Raw genomic sequence first — 15,348 nt, 5'->3', positions numbered from 1 at the left:
ACCGTCGCATCACCTATCAAATGTTATCCCGACTGCTGCCGGATCTGCGATGGAGAGAAGCGTCGACCGCATCCAGGCGGGAGCTTGGACCGCGGTAGATGCGAGCGTCTTTTATCGTTGGGAGAAAGATGAGGTGCCGCGATCTGTGCAAGCTCGGCCGCGCGCGCCGGCCCAATATTACGAAGCGCCTGGACGACGGTCCCGGCCAAGCTGCCCGGAGCAATCAAATGCTTATCCGGCCGCGTGGTCGTTGCCACCGTGCGCGGCGATGAACATGGCGACGGCCGACCGGCAATAGGATTCGATTTCGTTGTCGTCCTCTGCTCTCGCCTCATCGAAGCGTGCGATAATCAGGAGATCGGATCCCTTGAAAAGCGCGGCAAACAAGCGGGCGGACCGGAGAGGATCGGGCACGTTCAGAACCGCCTTCGCGTGCAACTGACGCAACAGGGCCTCGATTTGGGCGATGACATAGGCGGGGCCGGCTTCGTAATGGAGCCTGCTTAACGACTTTTGATTCGTCTTGTCGGCCATGATCATGGCTTCGACATTGCGGACGTCCGAGCTCAACAGCGTGCGAAGCAGGGATAATCCCACCGCCATGAGCTGATCTTCTGCCGAACCGTCGAGACCTTCAATAAGAGCCTGTGGTGCAAACTGATGACAGTGGGCCGCGATGGCCGCGCTGAACAGCGCCTCCTTGTTCTCGAAGTGCCGATAGATGCTGAGCTTGGATATGTTCGCCCGCTGGGCGACCTTGTCCAATGTCGTCGCTTGAAAACCCAATTCCACAAAGAGTTCGCACGCGGCGTCGACTATCGTTTGGCCAAGCGCCTCGTTGGCGGGCCGGCCGCGCCGACCCTGGCTGTTTTCGGTCACGACAATTCCAGTACTTGACAGTATCCTAATTCTTGCATTACGATACCATGTAGTATCTGAAATGTGCAAGCCAATGGGTAGGTTTCAACCTGTCCTCCAAATCAAGTTTCCCTGGGCCGCCCGGCGATATCGAATGCGGCATTGTCCGGCCGGTCAACACAGTGATGGGCGACTTTCTCGTCGATGCCGAAGCCCTGCTCGCTGCCCGTCTCGAGCGCGTATCGCTGGACGATATTTTGCGCCAGGCCCAGCCCAACCCCCTCCATCCACAACACGGAGTTTATCACCATGGATGACGTCATCATCATCGGCGGCAGCTTTGCCGGTCTCGCCGCTGCGCTTCAGCTCGGCCGTGCCCGCCGCAAGGTCACCGTTCTCGATACCGGCCTGCCGCGCAATCGCTTCGCCGGCCACTCGCATGGCCTGCTCGGTCACGATCACAAGCCACCGCTGGACATCCTGGCCGAGGCGCGGCAGCAGCTGGCGCGTTATCCCACGATCAGACTGGTCAGTGCCCGGGCCGACAGCGTCTCCGGCGCCATCGACGATTTCTCCGTCCTCACTGGCGATGGCGAAAGCCTTGCGGCGCGCCGCCTGATCCTGAGCTATGGCGTCGCCGACCAGATGCCTGATGTTCGGGGCTTTGCCGAAGGCTGGGGCACGTCCATCGTGCCCTGTCCCTATTGCGACGGCTTTGAAGTCGCCGGCCAGCATTGGGGCCTTGTCTGGTCCGGCCCGCAGTCGCACAATCAGGTAAGGCTGTTCCACGATTGGACCGACAGGTTGACGCTCTTCGCCGATGGTCACGACATTCCACCCGATATCCGGGCCGATCTGGCGCGCCGCAACATACCTGTCGTCGATGGCCGGATCACCGAGATCGCCCATCACGGGGGCCATATTGCCACCGTCAATCTCGATACCGGCCGCAATGTCGCAGTCGACATCCTGTTCGCCCATCCGCGCAACAAGCCGTCTGCAAGCCTGCATGAATCACTGGGCCTCGCCACGGTCGATACGCCCCTCGGCATCGCCCTCAAGGTCGACGAGCGCCGCGAAACCAGCATGCCCGGCATCTACGCCGCCGGCGACCTCGCCAACCCCCTCATGGCCTCGGTCACCACGGCATCATCGCACGGCGCGATGGCGGGTATCTTCGCCCAGCAGTCGATGCTGGTTTGAGGGCACAGATACCCTTCTCCGGTTGCCGCGGGCCATCATATTATGAAGGTTGCGGGCCGGTGCCACGGAAACGCGGGGCCCATCTCCCCTGAGGGGCGTCTTTGGCCGGTCAGCCGTCTCGAAGGGGCAGTTGAGCAAAACGATTCCCAGGCTCAGGCCGGTCCGCAAACCGTCCCAAAAGACCCACAGGTTTTCCACAGGTTATTCAACCTCCCCCGGCCCCCTCCGGGAAGAAGTTCAGCAAGCGAGGGCGCGGCATTGAACCTTGAACCGTGCTGTCGCGCCCTCGGAGCGGGTGGGTCTTGAGGTGTCCAGTTTATGCTGCCGGGAGTGTCCAGTTTGCACTGCCAGCGGTATCCAGTTCACCTACAAAACGGAGAGGGGATGGCGCCTGGATGACGCTGCCGCGGCGGGTCGCGTTGTGGCGCGCTGTGCTATGAAAGTTAGTGACGGGTACTTTCTTCGTTCGCTGTGAAACCACCTGAGTTGCCCAAAGTGGGTCCGGAAAGGCGATCGACTTCGATAGATGCCGAAACCGCACAAAAAATTTTCGTGCTATTTTTCCCTCGGAAATCAAGACTGTAACGTTTTGACGGCCCATAGGTCGGCTTCTCAATTCTATTGGTCCGCGCTTCCCACGTCAGCGCACTTTCACGTCGCCTGTTCGCTTGTTATCGATGTGAACTGGATTTTTGTTGGCAGCGTCCGATCCGCTCTTTACGTGATCGATAAAGGCTCGCAGTTTCGGCATCATTTGATGGCGGCTGGGATAATAGAGAAACACGCCCGGCGCTATCGGCGCGAACCGCTCCAGAACGCGCACGAGTTTTCCGGCTTTCACTGGCCCAGCTGAGATCGGCGCAGGCACTTGCGCGAGCCCCATGCCCTCCACTGCCGCGCCAAGTACGGTGGGAAAGTCGTGGGCGACGAGCGGTCCCGAGATGAGCGCCTCGACCGGCTTGTTGCCGTTGACAAAGGACCAAGGCGCGATCGACCCGTTCGAGCGGCGCATGCGCAGGCAGGCATGCTCACGCAGATCTTCGATACGCTCCGGCCGCCCCTGCCGGCGTAGATACTCGGGGCTGCCCACGACGACGAGCGGAAACGGCGGCGTGAGCCGCACCGCGATCATGTCCGCTGCGATGAACTGACCGAGCCGGATGCCTGCGTCAAATCCTCCGGCCGCGATATCGACCAGTTCCTCACTCGCGGCGATCTCCACCTCGACCTCGGGATTGGCTTGGCAGAAGGATGCGATCAGTGGCTCCAGCAGGATCGGCACCACCGCGCGCGGTACCGAGAGACGCAATAGTCCAGCCGGCCGCTGCCCGAGGTCACGCGCGGCCTCGCTTGCGGCGACGAGCTCCTCGAAGGCGGGCTTTGCGCGCGACAAGAAACGTTCGCCGGCCTCGGTCAGACCGACGCTGCGTGTTGTGCGGATGAAGAGTGCTGCGCCGAGGCGCGCCTCGAGCGCGCGTACCGCCTGGCTGATCGCCGATGGAGTCACCCCGAGTTCCGCGGCTGCTCTGCGAAAGCTGCGGTGCTGAGCAACGCTCAGGAATGCCTCGACGCCGTCGAGCGCGCCTTGCCTCACTGTGAAGTTCTGCTTCATGGCCCATCAATATTATCGCGGATAGTCGCTTACCGGAAGCGATCCTAGATTTGATGGGCAAATCCTGAATGGAGATTTCCCGATGGCCGAGCCGTCACCCACCCAATCCCAGACCTCCACCGCAACGACCACTGGCGTGTTTGCACTGTTGACGGCAAAGCCCGGCGTGAAGCGCGAGCAGGTTATGGCCGCTATACCCGCTGAGATACGCGCGACGGTCCAACTCTATCTTGAAGGCAAAATCCGCGAATGGCACTCGCGGGAAGACGGCAGAGGCGCCGTCTTCCTTCTGAACGTCAAAGACGTGGCTGAGGCGAGTTCGATCATGGAGGCCCTGCCGCTCGCTCAAGAGAATCTGATGGATCACGAGTACATTCCCGTCGGTCCGCTGATGCCATTGCGCCTGCTATTGGGAGCCAGTCAGCCAAGCAATAACTCGGCAGACCGTGAACCCAGCGTTTAGTGCATGAATCTCGGCGCTGGGGCGAAGTCTCATGGAAGGCCAGCTCGGCATTCTGACTCCGGTGTTCGAGGCCGCGTCAATCAACATCTGATTTGAGAAAGCATATGGAAGGACCGCTGATGCCCGTCGCCGCTGTTCCCGCTGGTATCGTGTTCCGAATGTGCTGAACAGCGCAGGCGCCGGCGCTTATCCCGATGTGCTGACCCCGGCTTCATGGTGCCATGCTCGATCCTGCTGCACACGCTGTCACTGCGCCAGTTAATCCGGCGCAGCCGGGCGGAAACGGCGCGGTATTCTGATAGCGGTGCTTGAGGCCGCATGAATCAAGTCGCGATAGGAGATTTCATGTCACCGGCAACGATCTTCGACATTCAACTTGTTCTGGGCTACGTGCCGTGGCTCATCTGCTTCGGTGTGTATTTCTGGCCCAGGCTCAAGTCGATGGACCGCGTTGAGGCGCAGCGCGCCATCGCGATCCTGCACGCTTTCCGCTTTTTTGGGCTGGTCTTTATCCTTCCGGGCGTTGTCGGCCCCGATCTGCCCGCTGGCTTTGCAGAGTTCGCCGCATATGGCGACTTCGCAACAGGACTGCTGGCCATCCTGGCGCTTCTCACGATCAGGGCGCGCTTCTTCTTCTGGCCACTCGTGCTTGCTTACAACATTGTGGGGATAGTCGATCTCTTCGTCGATTATTATCACGGCACCGTGTTCAATCTTGCGGCGCTTTCGGGACAGTTGGCCGCCACTTATGTAATCCCGATTGTCTATGTGCCCTTGCTCATGATCACACACTTCGCCGCGCTCTATCTGCTGGTGCGTCCGCAGTCCAATCCGGCTCGGGCCCACGGCAGCGATTCGGCCGTTGTTGACGGTATTCCGGCAGCTGAGCAAACGATGCTTCGCCAAGGCGCAATTCGAAATTCGATCGATCGATGCCGGTAGTCTCTGAAACCGAGCAAGTTTCGACTTGGCGAATTTTCCCTTTATATTCAAGATCGAAAATGTCTGACGAAGGGGACGAATGCATCGAATTTTTCGCCGCCTGCGCGATGCCAGCTTTGCAATCAGCATGGCGGTCAGGCTTCTGGCGCTACCACCGTTCCGACTGTGCGGCCGAACTATCCTCGACGAGGACATTTGATTGCGGCCCACCGCGCACGTCGGCCTCAGAATGCGTTTCCGAATGCGGTAGTGCTCCAGCGTAGAATGGCGCGCAAAAAGGTGGTTGAGGCGGACGCGCACGACGAGACACCTCGGTTGGTCGTATTGTCAATGAGGTTGATGATGGTCTCGTAGGTCCGCAGAGGGCGGCGACGACCTCGTCGGGGTTCTCTTCCGCGTAGTGAAGAGCCAAGCGGCCGACCGCGAGATCGACGACTTCATGACCGTCCCACGCGCGCGCCCAGGGTGATAAGAAGCTCGTCCAGTTGCTCGAACGTCTCGACCATTGCATCCGCCGCCCCGGTGCCGGCAGCGTCGAGAACTTCCTTCGAGGGATAGAGCTCGTGCAGGACCAGCAGCGTCTTGCCACCTTTTTCCTCGAAGGTCACCGTGGTCACGGGCCCACCCTCACCATCTTCCTCATTGGTCCAGACGAGGCGCGAGTGCGCTGTCACTTCGAGGTACGTGCCGAAGAACACCATAGCATCGGGTTCGAACTCGAGACGGTACTTGCCCCCGACACGAACATCCATTTCGCAGGAACGCAGGAGCATGCCCATCGACTTCGGCACCCACCACTGCTTGAACAGCTCGGGCTTGGTCCACGCCTCGAACACGATGCGCGCCGGGGCGTCAAAGGTACGCGTAACGACTAGCTCACGCTCGGACTTCCGTTCCACCGTCGTGCGGTTCTTCATGGGGGTAGGCTCACTCTCACTTCCTGCGTCCATCGACCTTCTCCTTCTGTTTCAGTTCCTCGATAACCTTATCCAGCTCGTCGAAGCGTGCGTCCCAGAGCTGGTTGTACCTCTCGATCCATGCCGCCTCTTCCTCTAGTCGGCGCAGGCCGAGCTTGCAGGTCCGCACGCGTCCGACCTTCTCCGTGGTGACGAGCCCCGCCTGCTCCAAGACGCCGACATGCTTTTTCATGCCCGTGAGGGTCATGTGGAACTTCTCGGCAAGGTCCGTGATCGAAGCGTCTGCACGTCCGAGCTGCTCCAGAACGCCGCGTCGGGTGGCGTCCGAGAGCGCGGCGAACGAGGCATCGAAGCGGGTCCGAGCATACTGAACCATGTGGTTCAGTATGTAACACATGGATTAGCGGCATTCAAGGGGAGACCGAGCGCGCGCTGCGTTGGTTCTCCATTGAGTGTAGAAAAAATTGCGCCGTTAGATCAATGCGTTGCCATATTCAAGAACAATCGAGTGGGAGTGAGGGGCGTGCTGTGGAGTAAAGTAGGATAGGATATCGCGCTGTAGGCGATACCAGCACAGCAAAAGTAGCCGATAGTTCTCAATTCGCGATGACTGGGATCAGCCGGCATTAGCGTCGGCTCCGATGATACAAACCCTCGACTGCAGAGGTCACGTTCCGAGGGTTTGTATCAAATCCGGCTGTGCCTGGTGTGGGGCGGTCGCGACCAGCATTCCTTGTCGAGCGCCTTCGACTATGGCTAGTTCCGCGATGCCTTCTTTGGTTTCGCGGCCAAGTCCGGGACGCTTCGTGAAAGAGATCGCCGATGTCGTGTCGCCCTAACGCAGCAATAACCGAGCACAACGCACCCGCCGCCGGCCAGAGTTTTTTGGAGCTGCCCTTGTCGCCGTGGGCGGGACTCTCGCCACGATCAATCAGAAGGCATATGCAATGACAACAACATCTCAAGATAGTCGTTATTCGCGCGGTCTTGAAATCTTACGGCAGATTGGCGGAGAGAATTTCGACGCGCCGATTAATAGTCTTGCCGAGACATCCGTCGACCTTTCTCGTTTCACCGTAGAATACCCATACGGAGACATTCTATCGCGGCCAGGTCTCGACCTCCCATTGCGTCAGCTGTGCACTATTTCAATGCTGCTTGCCGACGGAAGCGCCCAGCCGCAGTTGAAGTTTCATATGGCGGGCTTTCTCAACGCCGGCGGCGAGCCAAAGGCGCTCATCGAACTCATGTTTATATCTGTAGCGCTCCTCGGCTTCCCGCCAACGGTAAATGCGATCGGCCTTATTCGTGCGGTGTTCGCTGAGCGCAAGCTCGCTTTTGAACCCATCGAGCCCTCCGCAGGCGATGGATCGACACGCCGACAGGCCGGGTTGGAGGCGCTCGACCGGCTCTCTGGAGGCGATGTGCAGGCATATTTCGATGGCTTTGCTGCCGGTTCGCCTGACCTCGCGCAACTCTCCATCGAGTTCGCCTTTGGTGAAATGCTGGCGCGCGACGGCCTCGAACAAAAAGCCAAACTGTTAACAATCATCTCGATGCTTGCTGCCAGCGGCAATCGTGCGGCGGCGCTCCGTCTTCATCTCGCCGGCGCGCTTGCCCATGGCGTGACGCGAGAGGAAATCATCGAGGTGCTGATCCAGCTCAGCGTCTATCGGGGTTTTCCGGCAGCGCTCAACGCGTTCGCCGTCGCCAAGGATATGTTCGCTGCCGGGTCGCCAACGATTGCGGCAAACGTCCCCCCACCCGCCGTGGTCGCGAGCCGCGCAGACCGGTTGGAACGCGGGCGTGCTACGCTTGCACAAACGTCCGGTTCATCGGGCGATGCCGTGGTCCGCAGTTTCGATGATGTCGCACCTGATCTCGGTCGAATGATCGTCGAGCATTCTTATGGTGAGGTGTTTTCGCGGAGCGGAATCGACATGAAGTCTCGGGAACTCAGCGCCTGCGCTGCTCTGGCAGCCGTTGGTTCTGCCACGACAGAGATTCCGCTTCGCGTGCACATCAACGCCGCGTTGAACGTTGGCGCGACGCGGGAAGAAATCCTGGAAACGCTCGTAAACCTCACTCCTTACAGCGGCTATCCCGCGACACAGCAGGCGGTTCGTATCGCAGCCGAGGAATTCTCTAAGCGCGGTTAGTCCCAAAAGGGCAGATCACCTCAGGGGCTTTCAAAACGGCTGACGACGGCCGATAACGGCGGGGCGGACGTAGGAGAGGCCGTCGCGAAACGGTCTCTCTCGCCCATGCGCTTTACTGCTGACGGTCTTTTATCAGGCGCTATGCCGAATGTGCGTGTGCCTGCGAAGCGGAAAATCGACCAATTGATGTCGATAGTCACTCCTTCTTGAACAAATCCTGGAAGATAAGCTGGCCCCAAGTACGGCCGCGTGCGTGCACCAGCGCGCCACCCTCGTTGAGCTTTCCCAGCTTGACGGGTGCGAACCCGAGTTGTTTGGCCAAGGCCGCCACGGGAGCGGTCGCGTCCTCGTCGTCGCTCGACAGAAAGACGACCCGGTGGCCGCCCTCGACGATCGGATCGGCAGCCAGGGTGGCCGCAATCAGGTGATTGAACCCTTTCACGAACTTGGCGCCGGTGAACGCCTTCGCGACGAAAGCGGAGGACGGGAGACCGTCCAGCTCTTCAGGGACCGGAAAGAGGTTCATCGCGTCGATGACCGTCTTGCCTTCCCAGCTCGGCAGGGCTTTCGCAACCTCGCGGTGCTCCCCGAACGGGACCGCCAGGATGATCGTGTCGGCCTCGAGTGCATCCCGCAGCGACTTGGTGACGATCGTGGGTCCAATCGCCCGAGCCTGCGGCGCCAACGCCTCGGGCGGACGGCGGCTCGCGACGGTCACGTCGATGTTTTTACGGGCAAAGGCGTGGGCGAGGGCCTGGCCTATCTTACCGAATCCTACAATTGCGTAGCTCATAATCTTCTCCGATTTGTGTTGGTATTGATTCCCCGGCCTTCAACGGCGCTGGGTTAGCGCGTCAGAGTTGCGCAAGACCGCCGTCAACGGCGACCTCGCTGGCAGTCATGAAGCTGCTGTCCGACGACGCGAGAAAGGCCGCCGCCGCCCCGATCTCCGCCGGATCGGCCATGCGCTGGAGCGGAGTCATCGAGGCGAAGACCTTCTGGCCCTCCTCGCCCAGCGCTTCCTTCGCTAGCTCGGTCGCAGTGGCCCCGGGCGACAGCACGTTTACCCGGATGCCGGTGCCCTTTAGGTCCTCCGCCCAGGTCCGCGCGAGGTTGCGCACTGCCGCCTTGCTCGCGCTGTAGGCGCTCATCCCCGGGGCGCCAGTGGTGCCAGCGCTCGATCCGGTCAGGATTATCGAACCGCCCTCGCTCATCAGCGGCAGCGCCTTCTGGATCGTGAAGATCGTACCCTTCACATTGGTGTCGAAGGTTTCGTCAATGTGCTCGGCGGTGATCTCGCCGAGCCGAAGCTGGCTTCCCGCCCCGGCATTGGCAAAGACGATGTCGAGGGTTCCACGCTCGGCCTTCACCGCAGCGTAAAGTCGGTCGAGGTCGGTCAGATCGGAGACCGAGCCCTTCACCGCGCGGGCATTGGGCCCGAGGTCGGCCACAGCGGCGTCGAGCGCTTCCTGCCGGCGGCCGAAGATGAAAACGAAGGCGCCCTCCTCGATGAAGCGCTTTGCTGCGGCGCGGCCGATGCCGGTAGCGCCGCCGGTGATGACTGCAACCTTCCCTTCAAGCTTTCCCATGACTTATCCTTCCAGGCCTTCGCCTTTGGTTGTGCGGGGACACCCCCGAGAACCTCGAAATAGGTCCGCCGGCGTCAGGTGTTGAGTGCGGAAGCGCGCACATCGGTGGTGCAAAATCGATCCGGCGGGACGCCAGCCGCGACGATCGATGTCCGCCGTTCGGAATTGGGCCGCGCTCGCCGACATAGGCTATGATGACCGCGCGTATTGCTGTTCGATGTGTTAGATACGGGCTTTGGAAGGCGCACCCCGCGGTGCGGGATTGCACCATGATCGACTGGGACGACGTTCGCTACTTTCTTGCCGTCGCGCGCGGAGGCTCGGTGCGGGCTGCCGCCGAGCGCCTCGGGGTTAACCACACCACGGTGCTGCGGCGCCTTGCCCAACTGGAGGAGCGGCTGGGGGCGCAGATGTTCGAGAAGCTGCCCTCGGGCTACCGCCTGACGGCTGCGGGCGAGGAAGTCCTCGAGTTCGCGGAGCAGATGGAGGCGTCGTCGACCCGGCTTGAGACGCGAATCTTCGGGCGCGACCAGGGCGTACGCGGACTCTTGCGGGTGACGCTGGCACCGCCCCTCGCGACACACCTGCTCATGCCGGACTTCGCCGATTTCGCGCGCCTGCATCCGGACATCGAGATGGAAATCTTGTCGTCCGGCGAGCTGGCAAATCTGACCAACCGAGAGGCCGATGTCGCGATCCGCGTCGTTTACGACCGCAAAACCCTGCCGCTCAATCTTCACGGCCTGAAGGGACCGGAGCTGTTCGGCGGCGTCTACATGTCTCGTGATCGACTAACCGCATGGCGTGCGGGTTCGTCTGATCCCATCCGGTGGATCGTCATAAGCATTCATGGCGTCCCGGACTGGGCCCGCGAGGGTGAGGTTCGCACCACGGGGGTTCCGTTCAGGACCACGGACGGCGAGGCGCAGATCGTTGCAGTACGGCAAGGGCTCGGGATGACGACACTGCCGTGCTTCGTCGGAGATGCCGACCCCCTACTGGTGAGGGTGCCGGGCACCGACCTGCACATGTACGGAACGCTCTGGCTTCTCACACAGGGGGAGACACGCAAGACGAAGCGAGTGCGGCTCTTCACCGAGTTCGTATCCCGCACGCTCGCCGCGTACGCGCCGCTTCTCGCGGGACGGTCCTTATCGCGTGACTGACGCGCGGCAGGTAGCAGATGGCGCTGTCTCGAGCGTACCGCTGTATCAACTTACGCAGCCCGGTGTAAATCTCGGGACGGACTCTGGTTGTAGACTGCCTCGTGACCGTCTTTTTCGTCTTAACGGTTGAAGATAGAAGAGTATCCCTGCCACGGGCGATGCGCGGAAAGCGACGCTGTGACCGGCAGGTGTCACAGCTTTCCTACTCCGGTGTGCTGGCTTTTTTTCTGCGCCGAATAGTGTGCGACTGCGCAACGGCCATTTTCAACTCGGGTGTGATCTCCAACGGCGCATTCTCTGCCCCATGTGGGTTCTGTAGCCCCTGGACCTGGACGGTCGGAAATGGGAGTTCGATGCCCTGCTCTTTGAAGACTTGGCGGAGGCGTACATAGAATTTGCGCTTCATACCGAAGGCGCCTCCCGGTTTGGTTGTGGCCTTGACCCTCAATACGATGCCGTATTCCCCGAACTCCTGCACGCCCTGCATCTTGATCGGGTCGAGCACCCAGTGTTTGAACTCGGGATCTTCCGCCAGTTCGAGGCCGATCCGCTTGATCAGCTTGCGAGCGAAGTCGATATCGGTGTCATAACCAACGGTGATGTTGAATTTGTCGATAACCCAGTCACGGCTCTGGTTCTGGACTGCCCCGAGTTCACCGAAAGGTATCGTGAACAGCGGACCACGATGGTGGCGCAGCTTCACCGAGCGCAGCGAGAAGCTTTCCACAGTACCCTTGTAATTGCCCGATGAAATGTATTCGCCGACACGGAACGCATCATCGAGCAGGAAAAACACGCCTGAAATGACGTCCTTGACGATGGTTTGTGCGCCAAAGCCCACGGCGACGCCGACGACGCCGGCGCCGGCGATCAATGGGCCGATCTGGATTCCCAGCGAGGCGAGCATCATAAGCACCGCCATCACGATGATCGATGCGAGCAGAATGTTCTGGAGGATCGGCAAGAGCGTGTGCAGCCGCGCCTGCTGCGGATCGAGGACCGGAACGTCCTCGTCGCTGATCACAGGGTGCGGTGTTTCGATGCCGAGCTTTCGTTCAATCAAAGCTTTGATGATCGACCAGCCGAAGTCGGCGGCGAGGGCAATCACCACGACATTGATCAAGCCGCGCAATATGAACGTCGTCGTCGTATCGCTGTCCCGCATGGATTGCATGTCCAGACCCCAGACACGTGCGAGAAGGTAAGCCGCCGCCAGGATGAAAATCATTCGGATTCCGCGATCGATGACAGCGATCGTCACCGCCGGGATCGTGGGCCGGCCGACATCTTCCGAACCTGGCCGCAGAACGAAATTAACCCCGCGCTGCGTCACCACGATCGCCAAAGGCAGGAAGAATGCGGCGAAGGTGAACCAGAAGTATGTATTAAGGCCGGCGATACGCTGCAGGAACAGGACGACGAAATAAGCAGTCAATAGCCATGTCGCTTCCGTGTGACCGATGTGGCTCGCACCGTCTCGCTGCGTTCTTGGCCGACGCCAAATGGCAAGCAGCAGGAGCAACAGCAGCACGAAATCGGCGCCCAGTGACAGGACCATCATTCCGTCCTGATCGATGCCGAGACCTGGCAAGAGGATAAACGCGGCGCCGAAGAAGGCGAAGACGCCGACGATCCGGGGTAGCCAATAGGACCAATGGTCAGCCGCGTCGTTGGTGATCGGCAAAGCACGAACCTCGCCGGCGTTCTCGACGTTCATGAAGGAAGGGACGAGCATGGCCATGACGTACATGCGCACACCCCATGTAACGACTGCCGCCATCAGAAATGTCAGTACAATCTCGCGGATAAGCATCGGCCAGTCGAACAACATGAATGCGCCGGCGCTGCCCAGTGCGAAAGAGACTATCAGCAGGCTGGAATAAAGCAGGCGGCCACCAATCTTCTTGGCTCGCCCAACGGGCGTATCCTTCGGTTGCGCGATAATCCAGAGACGAAATGGGCGGGTGAGCTTGTACGTTGCCCAAGTGAGCGCCAGGCCGGCAGCGATGAACATTGCAATCAGCACAAATACGCCGGCAGGCCCCTTGCTGGACATATCCTCCATTGTCTCTGCCCGAACGCGCGCGAACTGGCTTGGCAGCAAGGGCAAAGTTCGCACGATTCTTTCGATATGATGCCTGATCCCATCGAGCGTCGAGGATGCCATCGTATTCATCGGGCCTGGTGCGGCCACGGCGCCGGACGATGCGTCGGTCGGCGAAGCCCCTGGCTCGGCAGGCGCTCCCGTTGACCCGGCGTCCTGATTTCGCTGTTCGGCCACCCAGGCCTTCACTGACGGATCGTCGAGAAGCTCGAACAGCTGTTTGACCCTTTCAGGCGGGACCGTCGCCGGCGCCTGCGCCTGTGCCTGACCAGCCAACAAAAGGGCGATCCCAAAGACGAGCGGCCTGGCAATCAAGGCAAACATCGCGGTCAGGTCTCCGAGACGCCGTGCCGGGCGCGCCAGATTCCTGGCCCCCAATCGTCGAGTGATGCGTGGCATCGTGCTGTAACCTTCCGGTCAAATCGGCAAGCAACGACATCTATGTCCGTTGTTGCCTTACCTTGAAGAAACCGATGTTGCGGTGCAAGACGTCATCGTTCCGAGCCGGACCTTGCGCCGGGTACTTGGCGGTGTTTATTTAGCCGCGGGGGCAGCGCATTCCGACCTCGGCCCAGGTCTCCGGCCGTTCTATAAACTGGGCATCGACGTTAAACCTCAGGAACTGATTTCCTGAACTGACTAGGACAGACCTTTGGCGGTCGCTCGGTGGTCAACTGCTTCGCGCACCGCTGCGGACATTGGAAACCATGATGTTGCTTGAGATGCAATGCGCTTCCGAGTCGGCGCTGCCATGCGGCAAATCAGGCCGGGAGCCGCCACATTCGCACACGACCTGTACCACGCAATTCCGTTTCCTCGAGTGGGTCGCAAGCAAAATTTGGTCCAAGCAGTTGATGAGTTGCATCCGAAATGCGGATTTCATCGGGCTCCGCGGACGTTTGGATACGTGCGGCGAGATTAACGGTGTCGCCCCATAGGTCATAGGCAAACCGCCTTTTGCCTATGACGCCCGCCACGATTGGTCCTGAGTGAATTCCAATTCTGAGTCTTATCGGTTCTCCTGCGAAGCGTTCGCGCTTGACCTCGTTGCGCAGTTCAAGTGCATAGTGCGCAAGGGCTTCCCCATGATCGGATCGCGCGGCGGGCAGGCCAGCGACCACCATTACACAATCGCCGATTGTCTTGATCTTTTCGCAGCCGTATTGCTCCGAGAGCAGATCCGCCGCCTTGAAGAAGTAATTTAAAATAGCGAGCGTCGTTACGGCTCCGACGCTCCGCGCTCTTTCCGTAAAACCGACGATGTCGGCAAAAAGCACACTCACGTCAGCATGGTTGTCTGCAATTTGTTCGTCCGCTTTTAAGCGCTCCGCGATCGACGCCGGAAGAATGTTGAGGAGTAGGGCTTCGGCGCGTTGGTATTCACGCGACAATCCCTCTTGGCTCGCCCTCAACGCCTCGTTCATCGATTGTAATTTCTCGTTGAGTTGACGCTCCCTCTCTTGCAGAAGCGTCATTTCATAAGCCTTCTGTTGAAGCCGCTGCCTATTGTCGCGTTCGGCAGCGGCGTCAAGAAAGAGCAGCCACACGCAGGCATTGTCAGCAAAAAGATGGAGGTCCGCGACACGCCCGCCGGGCAGTTCGACCATGTCCATATCAAATGGAAGCTCCGGGCAGGGCAACAAACCTTCCATGAATTCAAGCTGCTCGGCAACAGGCTTACCTATGCGAACTGACGAGAGTCCGTAATGTTTAACGTTACCGCCCTTCGCAGCTACGCAAAGCTGGGCGTCGATTTTTAGATATGCGACCGAGCGCTCGTTGTAGAAGAAATCGTAAATCCAGCTTCTAACTTCTCTTGGCAAGACATGCATGGTTTATTTGCTGACCATCGAAGCAAGTTGACGAAACGCATCATCAACATGTTCACCCGAAAGCGCACTTGTTAGATAGATTTGCCATCCAAGTTGCCTCAGTTCGTCAATTTCACTATCCGATATTGCCCACCGATCGGCCAGATCGGATTTGTTGAACAGCAATACAAACGGCATAGCGCCGAATTCAGCCTCGGCCCGCTCGCGCAACGTGAGCGCCACGGCAAGAGTAGCAGCGCGTGTTCCATCGACGACAAGCACGAGCCCACTCGCACCTCGCACATAGCTGACGCGGAATGAGCCGATATCGTCTTCGCCGGCCAAGTCCCACAAAATCAGATCCACGGTTTTGTCCGGGAATGCGACACTCTTCTTGTCGATTTTCACTCCCACCGTGGTCAAGTAGGTTTCTGAAAAGATGCTTTGCACAAACCTGCGAACCAGACTTGTCTTTCCGACAGCGAACCCGCCCAACATGCAGATCTTCTTTTGCAATATCCTGG

Annotated in this window: 15 protein-coding genes and 1 pseudogene; 5 read left to right on the top strand and 11 right to left on the bottom strand. The window is 59.7% G+C overall.

Translation table 11 applies throughout. The features are described from left to right. Nucleotides 1-9 precede the first annotated feature (9 nt). From NKJ12_RS08095 to NKJ12_RS08085, 3 genes and pseudogenes are all read right to left on the bottom strand, one after another. Nucleotides 10-233 (bottom strand): annotated as a pseudogene (locus NKJ12_RS08095) (hypothetical protein); the annotation flags it as partial. Next, the gene (locus NKJ12_RS08090) at nucleotides 232-879 is read right to left on the bottom strand and encodes a TetR/AcrR family transcriptional regulator (RefSeq protein WP_352702020.1); all 648 of its coding nucleotides are present in this window, start codon (nucleotides 877-879) and stop codon (nucleotides 232-234) included. The pseudogene NKJ12_RS08095 and the gene NKJ12_RS08090, both read right to left, overlap by 2 nt. Before the next feature lie 101 nt (nucleotides 880-980). After that, nucleotides 981-1,169, bottom strand: a complete 189-nt coding sequence (locus tag NKJ12_RS08085) for a hypothetical protein (protein WP_352688513.1) — start codon at nucleotides 1,167-1,169, stop codon at nucleotides 981-983. Between NKJ12_RS08085 and NKJ12_RS08080 the strand changes: the two genes are divergently transcribed. Further along, nucleotides 1,168-2,061, top strand: coding sequence for an NAD(P)/FAD-dependent oxidoreductase (locus NKJ12_RS08080; RefSeq protein ID WP_352702018.1), 894 nt, complete (start codon nucleotides 1,168-1,170; stop codon nucleotides 2,059-2,061). The genes NKJ12_RS08085 and NKJ12_RS08080 overlap by 2 nt on opposite strands. A gap of 640 nt (nucleotides 2,062-2,701) precedes the next feature. On the opposite strand, the gene NKJ12_RS08075 is transcribed toward NKJ12_RS08080, so the two are convergent. Next, nucleotides 2,702-3,673 carry a LysR family transcriptional regulator gene (locus NKJ12_RS08075; RefSeq protein WP_352506870.1) on the bottom strand — a complete coding sequence of 324 codons (972 nt, stop codon included), beginning with the start codon at nucleotides 3,671-3,673 and terminating at the stop codon, nucleotides 2,702-2,704. Nucleotides 3,674-3,755: 82 nt separating this feature from the next. Between NKJ12_RS08075 and NKJ12_RS08070 the strand changes: the two genes are divergently transcribed. Both NKJ12_RS08070 and NKJ12_RS08065 read left to right on the top strand, forming a co-directional pair. Next, nucleotides 3,756-4,136 (top strand): hypothetical protein, encoded by a 381-nt coding sequence (locus NKJ12_RS08070; protein WP_352702016.1) that lies wholly within the window; start codon nucleotides 3,756-3,758, stop codon nucleotides 4,134-4,136. A 345-nt stretch (nucleotides 4,137-4,481) separates the two neighbouring features. Continuing rightward, nucleotides 4,482-5,078, top strand: coding sequence for a DUF8737 domain-containing protein (locus tag NKJ12_RS08065; protein WP_352506868.1), 597 nt, complete (start codon nucleotides 4,482-4,484; stop codon nucleotides 5,076-5,078). 437 nt (nucleotides 5,079-5,515) lie between these two features. On the opposite strand, the gene NKJ12_RS08060 is transcribed toward NKJ12_RS08065, so the two are convergent. Continuing rightward, the gene (locus NKJ12_RS08060) at nucleotides 5,516-5,995 is read right to left on the bottom strand and encodes an SRPBCC domain-containing protein (protein ID WP_352506867.1); all 480 of its coding nucleotides are present in this window, start codon (nucleotides 5,993-5,995) and stop codon (nucleotides 5,516-5,518) included. Between the two features lie 16 nt (nucleotides 5,996-6,011). Then, nucleotides 6,012-6,371: an ArsR/SmtB family transcription factor gene (locus NKJ12_RS08055; RefSeq protein ID WP_352506866.1), complete on the bottom strand. Its 360-nt coding sequence runs from the start codon at nucleotides 6,369-6,371 to the stop codon at nucleotides 6,012-6,014. Nucleotides 6,372-6,942: 571 nt separating this feature from the next. Between NKJ12_RS08055 and NKJ12_RS08050 the strand changes: the two genes are divergently transcribed. Next, nucleotides 6,943-8,154 (top strand): carboxymuconolactone decarboxylase family protein, encoded by a 1,212-nt coding sequence (locus NKJ12_RS08050; RefSeq protein ID WP_352702014.1) that lies wholly within the window; start codon nucleotides 6,943-6,945, stop codon nucleotides 8,152-8,154. A gap of 196 nt (nucleotides 8,155-8,350) precedes the next feature. Here the strand turns inward: NKJ12_RS08050 and NKJ12_RS08045 are convergent, their stop codons facing one another. After that, nucleotides 8,351-8,947: an NADPH-dependent F420 reductase gene (locus tag NKJ12_RS08045; protein WP_352645096.1), complete on the bottom strand. Its 597-nt coding sequence runs from the start codon at nucleotides 8,945-8,947 to the stop codon at nucleotides 8,351-8,353. Nucleotides 8,948-9,008: 61 nt separating this feature from the next. Next, nucleotides 9,009-9,743, bottom strand: a complete 735-nt coding sequence (locus tag NKJ12_RS08040) for an SDR family NAD(P)-dependent oxidoreductase (protein ID WP_352473458.1) — start codon at nucleotides 9,741-9,743, stop codon at nucleotides 9,009-9,011. Nucleotides 9,744-10,012: 269 nt separating this feature from the next. On the opposite strand from NKJ12_RS08040, the gene NKJ12_RS08035 reads away from it, so the two are divergent. Then, the gene (locus NKJ12_RS08035) at nucleotides 10,013-10,909 is read left to right on the top strand and encodes a LysR family transcriptional regulator (RefSeq protein WP_352702012.1); all 897 of its coding nucleotides are present in this window, start codon (nucleotides 10,013-10,015) and stop codon (nucleotides 10,907-10,909) included. A gap of 202 nt (nucleotides 10,910-11,111) precedes the next feature. On the opposite strand, the gene NKJ12_RS08030 is transcribed toward NKJ12_RS08035, so the two are convergent. The 3 genes from NKJ12_RS08030 to NKJ12_RS08020 form a co-directional block, all read right to left on the bottom strand. Then, on the bottom strand, nucleotides 11,112-13,412 hold the full coding sequence (locus tag NKJ12_RS08030; RefSeq protein ID WP_352702009.1) for a mechanosensitive ion channel family protein: 2,301 nt from the start codon (nucleotides 13,410-13,412) through the stop codon (nucleotides 11,112-11,114). Between the two features lie 362 nt (nucleotides 13,413-13,774). Then, nucleotides 13,775-14,845 carry an adenylate/guanylate cyclase domain-containing protein gene (locus tag NKJ12_RS08025; RefSeq protein ID WP_352702007.1) on the bottom strand — a complete coding sequence of 357 codons (1,071 nt, stop codon included), beginning with the start codon at nucleotides 14,843-14,845 and terminating at the stop codon, nucleotides 13,775-13,777. Nucleotides 14,846-14,848: 3 nt separating this feature from the next. After that, nucleotides 14,849-15,340, bottom strand: coding sequence for a Rab family GTPase (locus NKJ12_RS08020; protein ID WP_254818889.1), 492 nt, complete (start codon nucleotides 15,338-15,340; stop codon nucleotides 14,849-14,851). Nucleotides 15,341-15,348 lie beyond the last annotated feature (8 nt).

The organism is Mesorhizobium sp. M0195, from assembly GCF_040322115.1.
GTDB lineage: Bacteria > Pseudomonadota > Alphaproteobacteria > Rhizobiales > Rhizobiaceae > Mesorhizobium.
The sequence above is the reverse complement of the archived record's forward strand: the minus strand, read 5'-3'. Positions and strand labels throughout refer to the sequence as shown.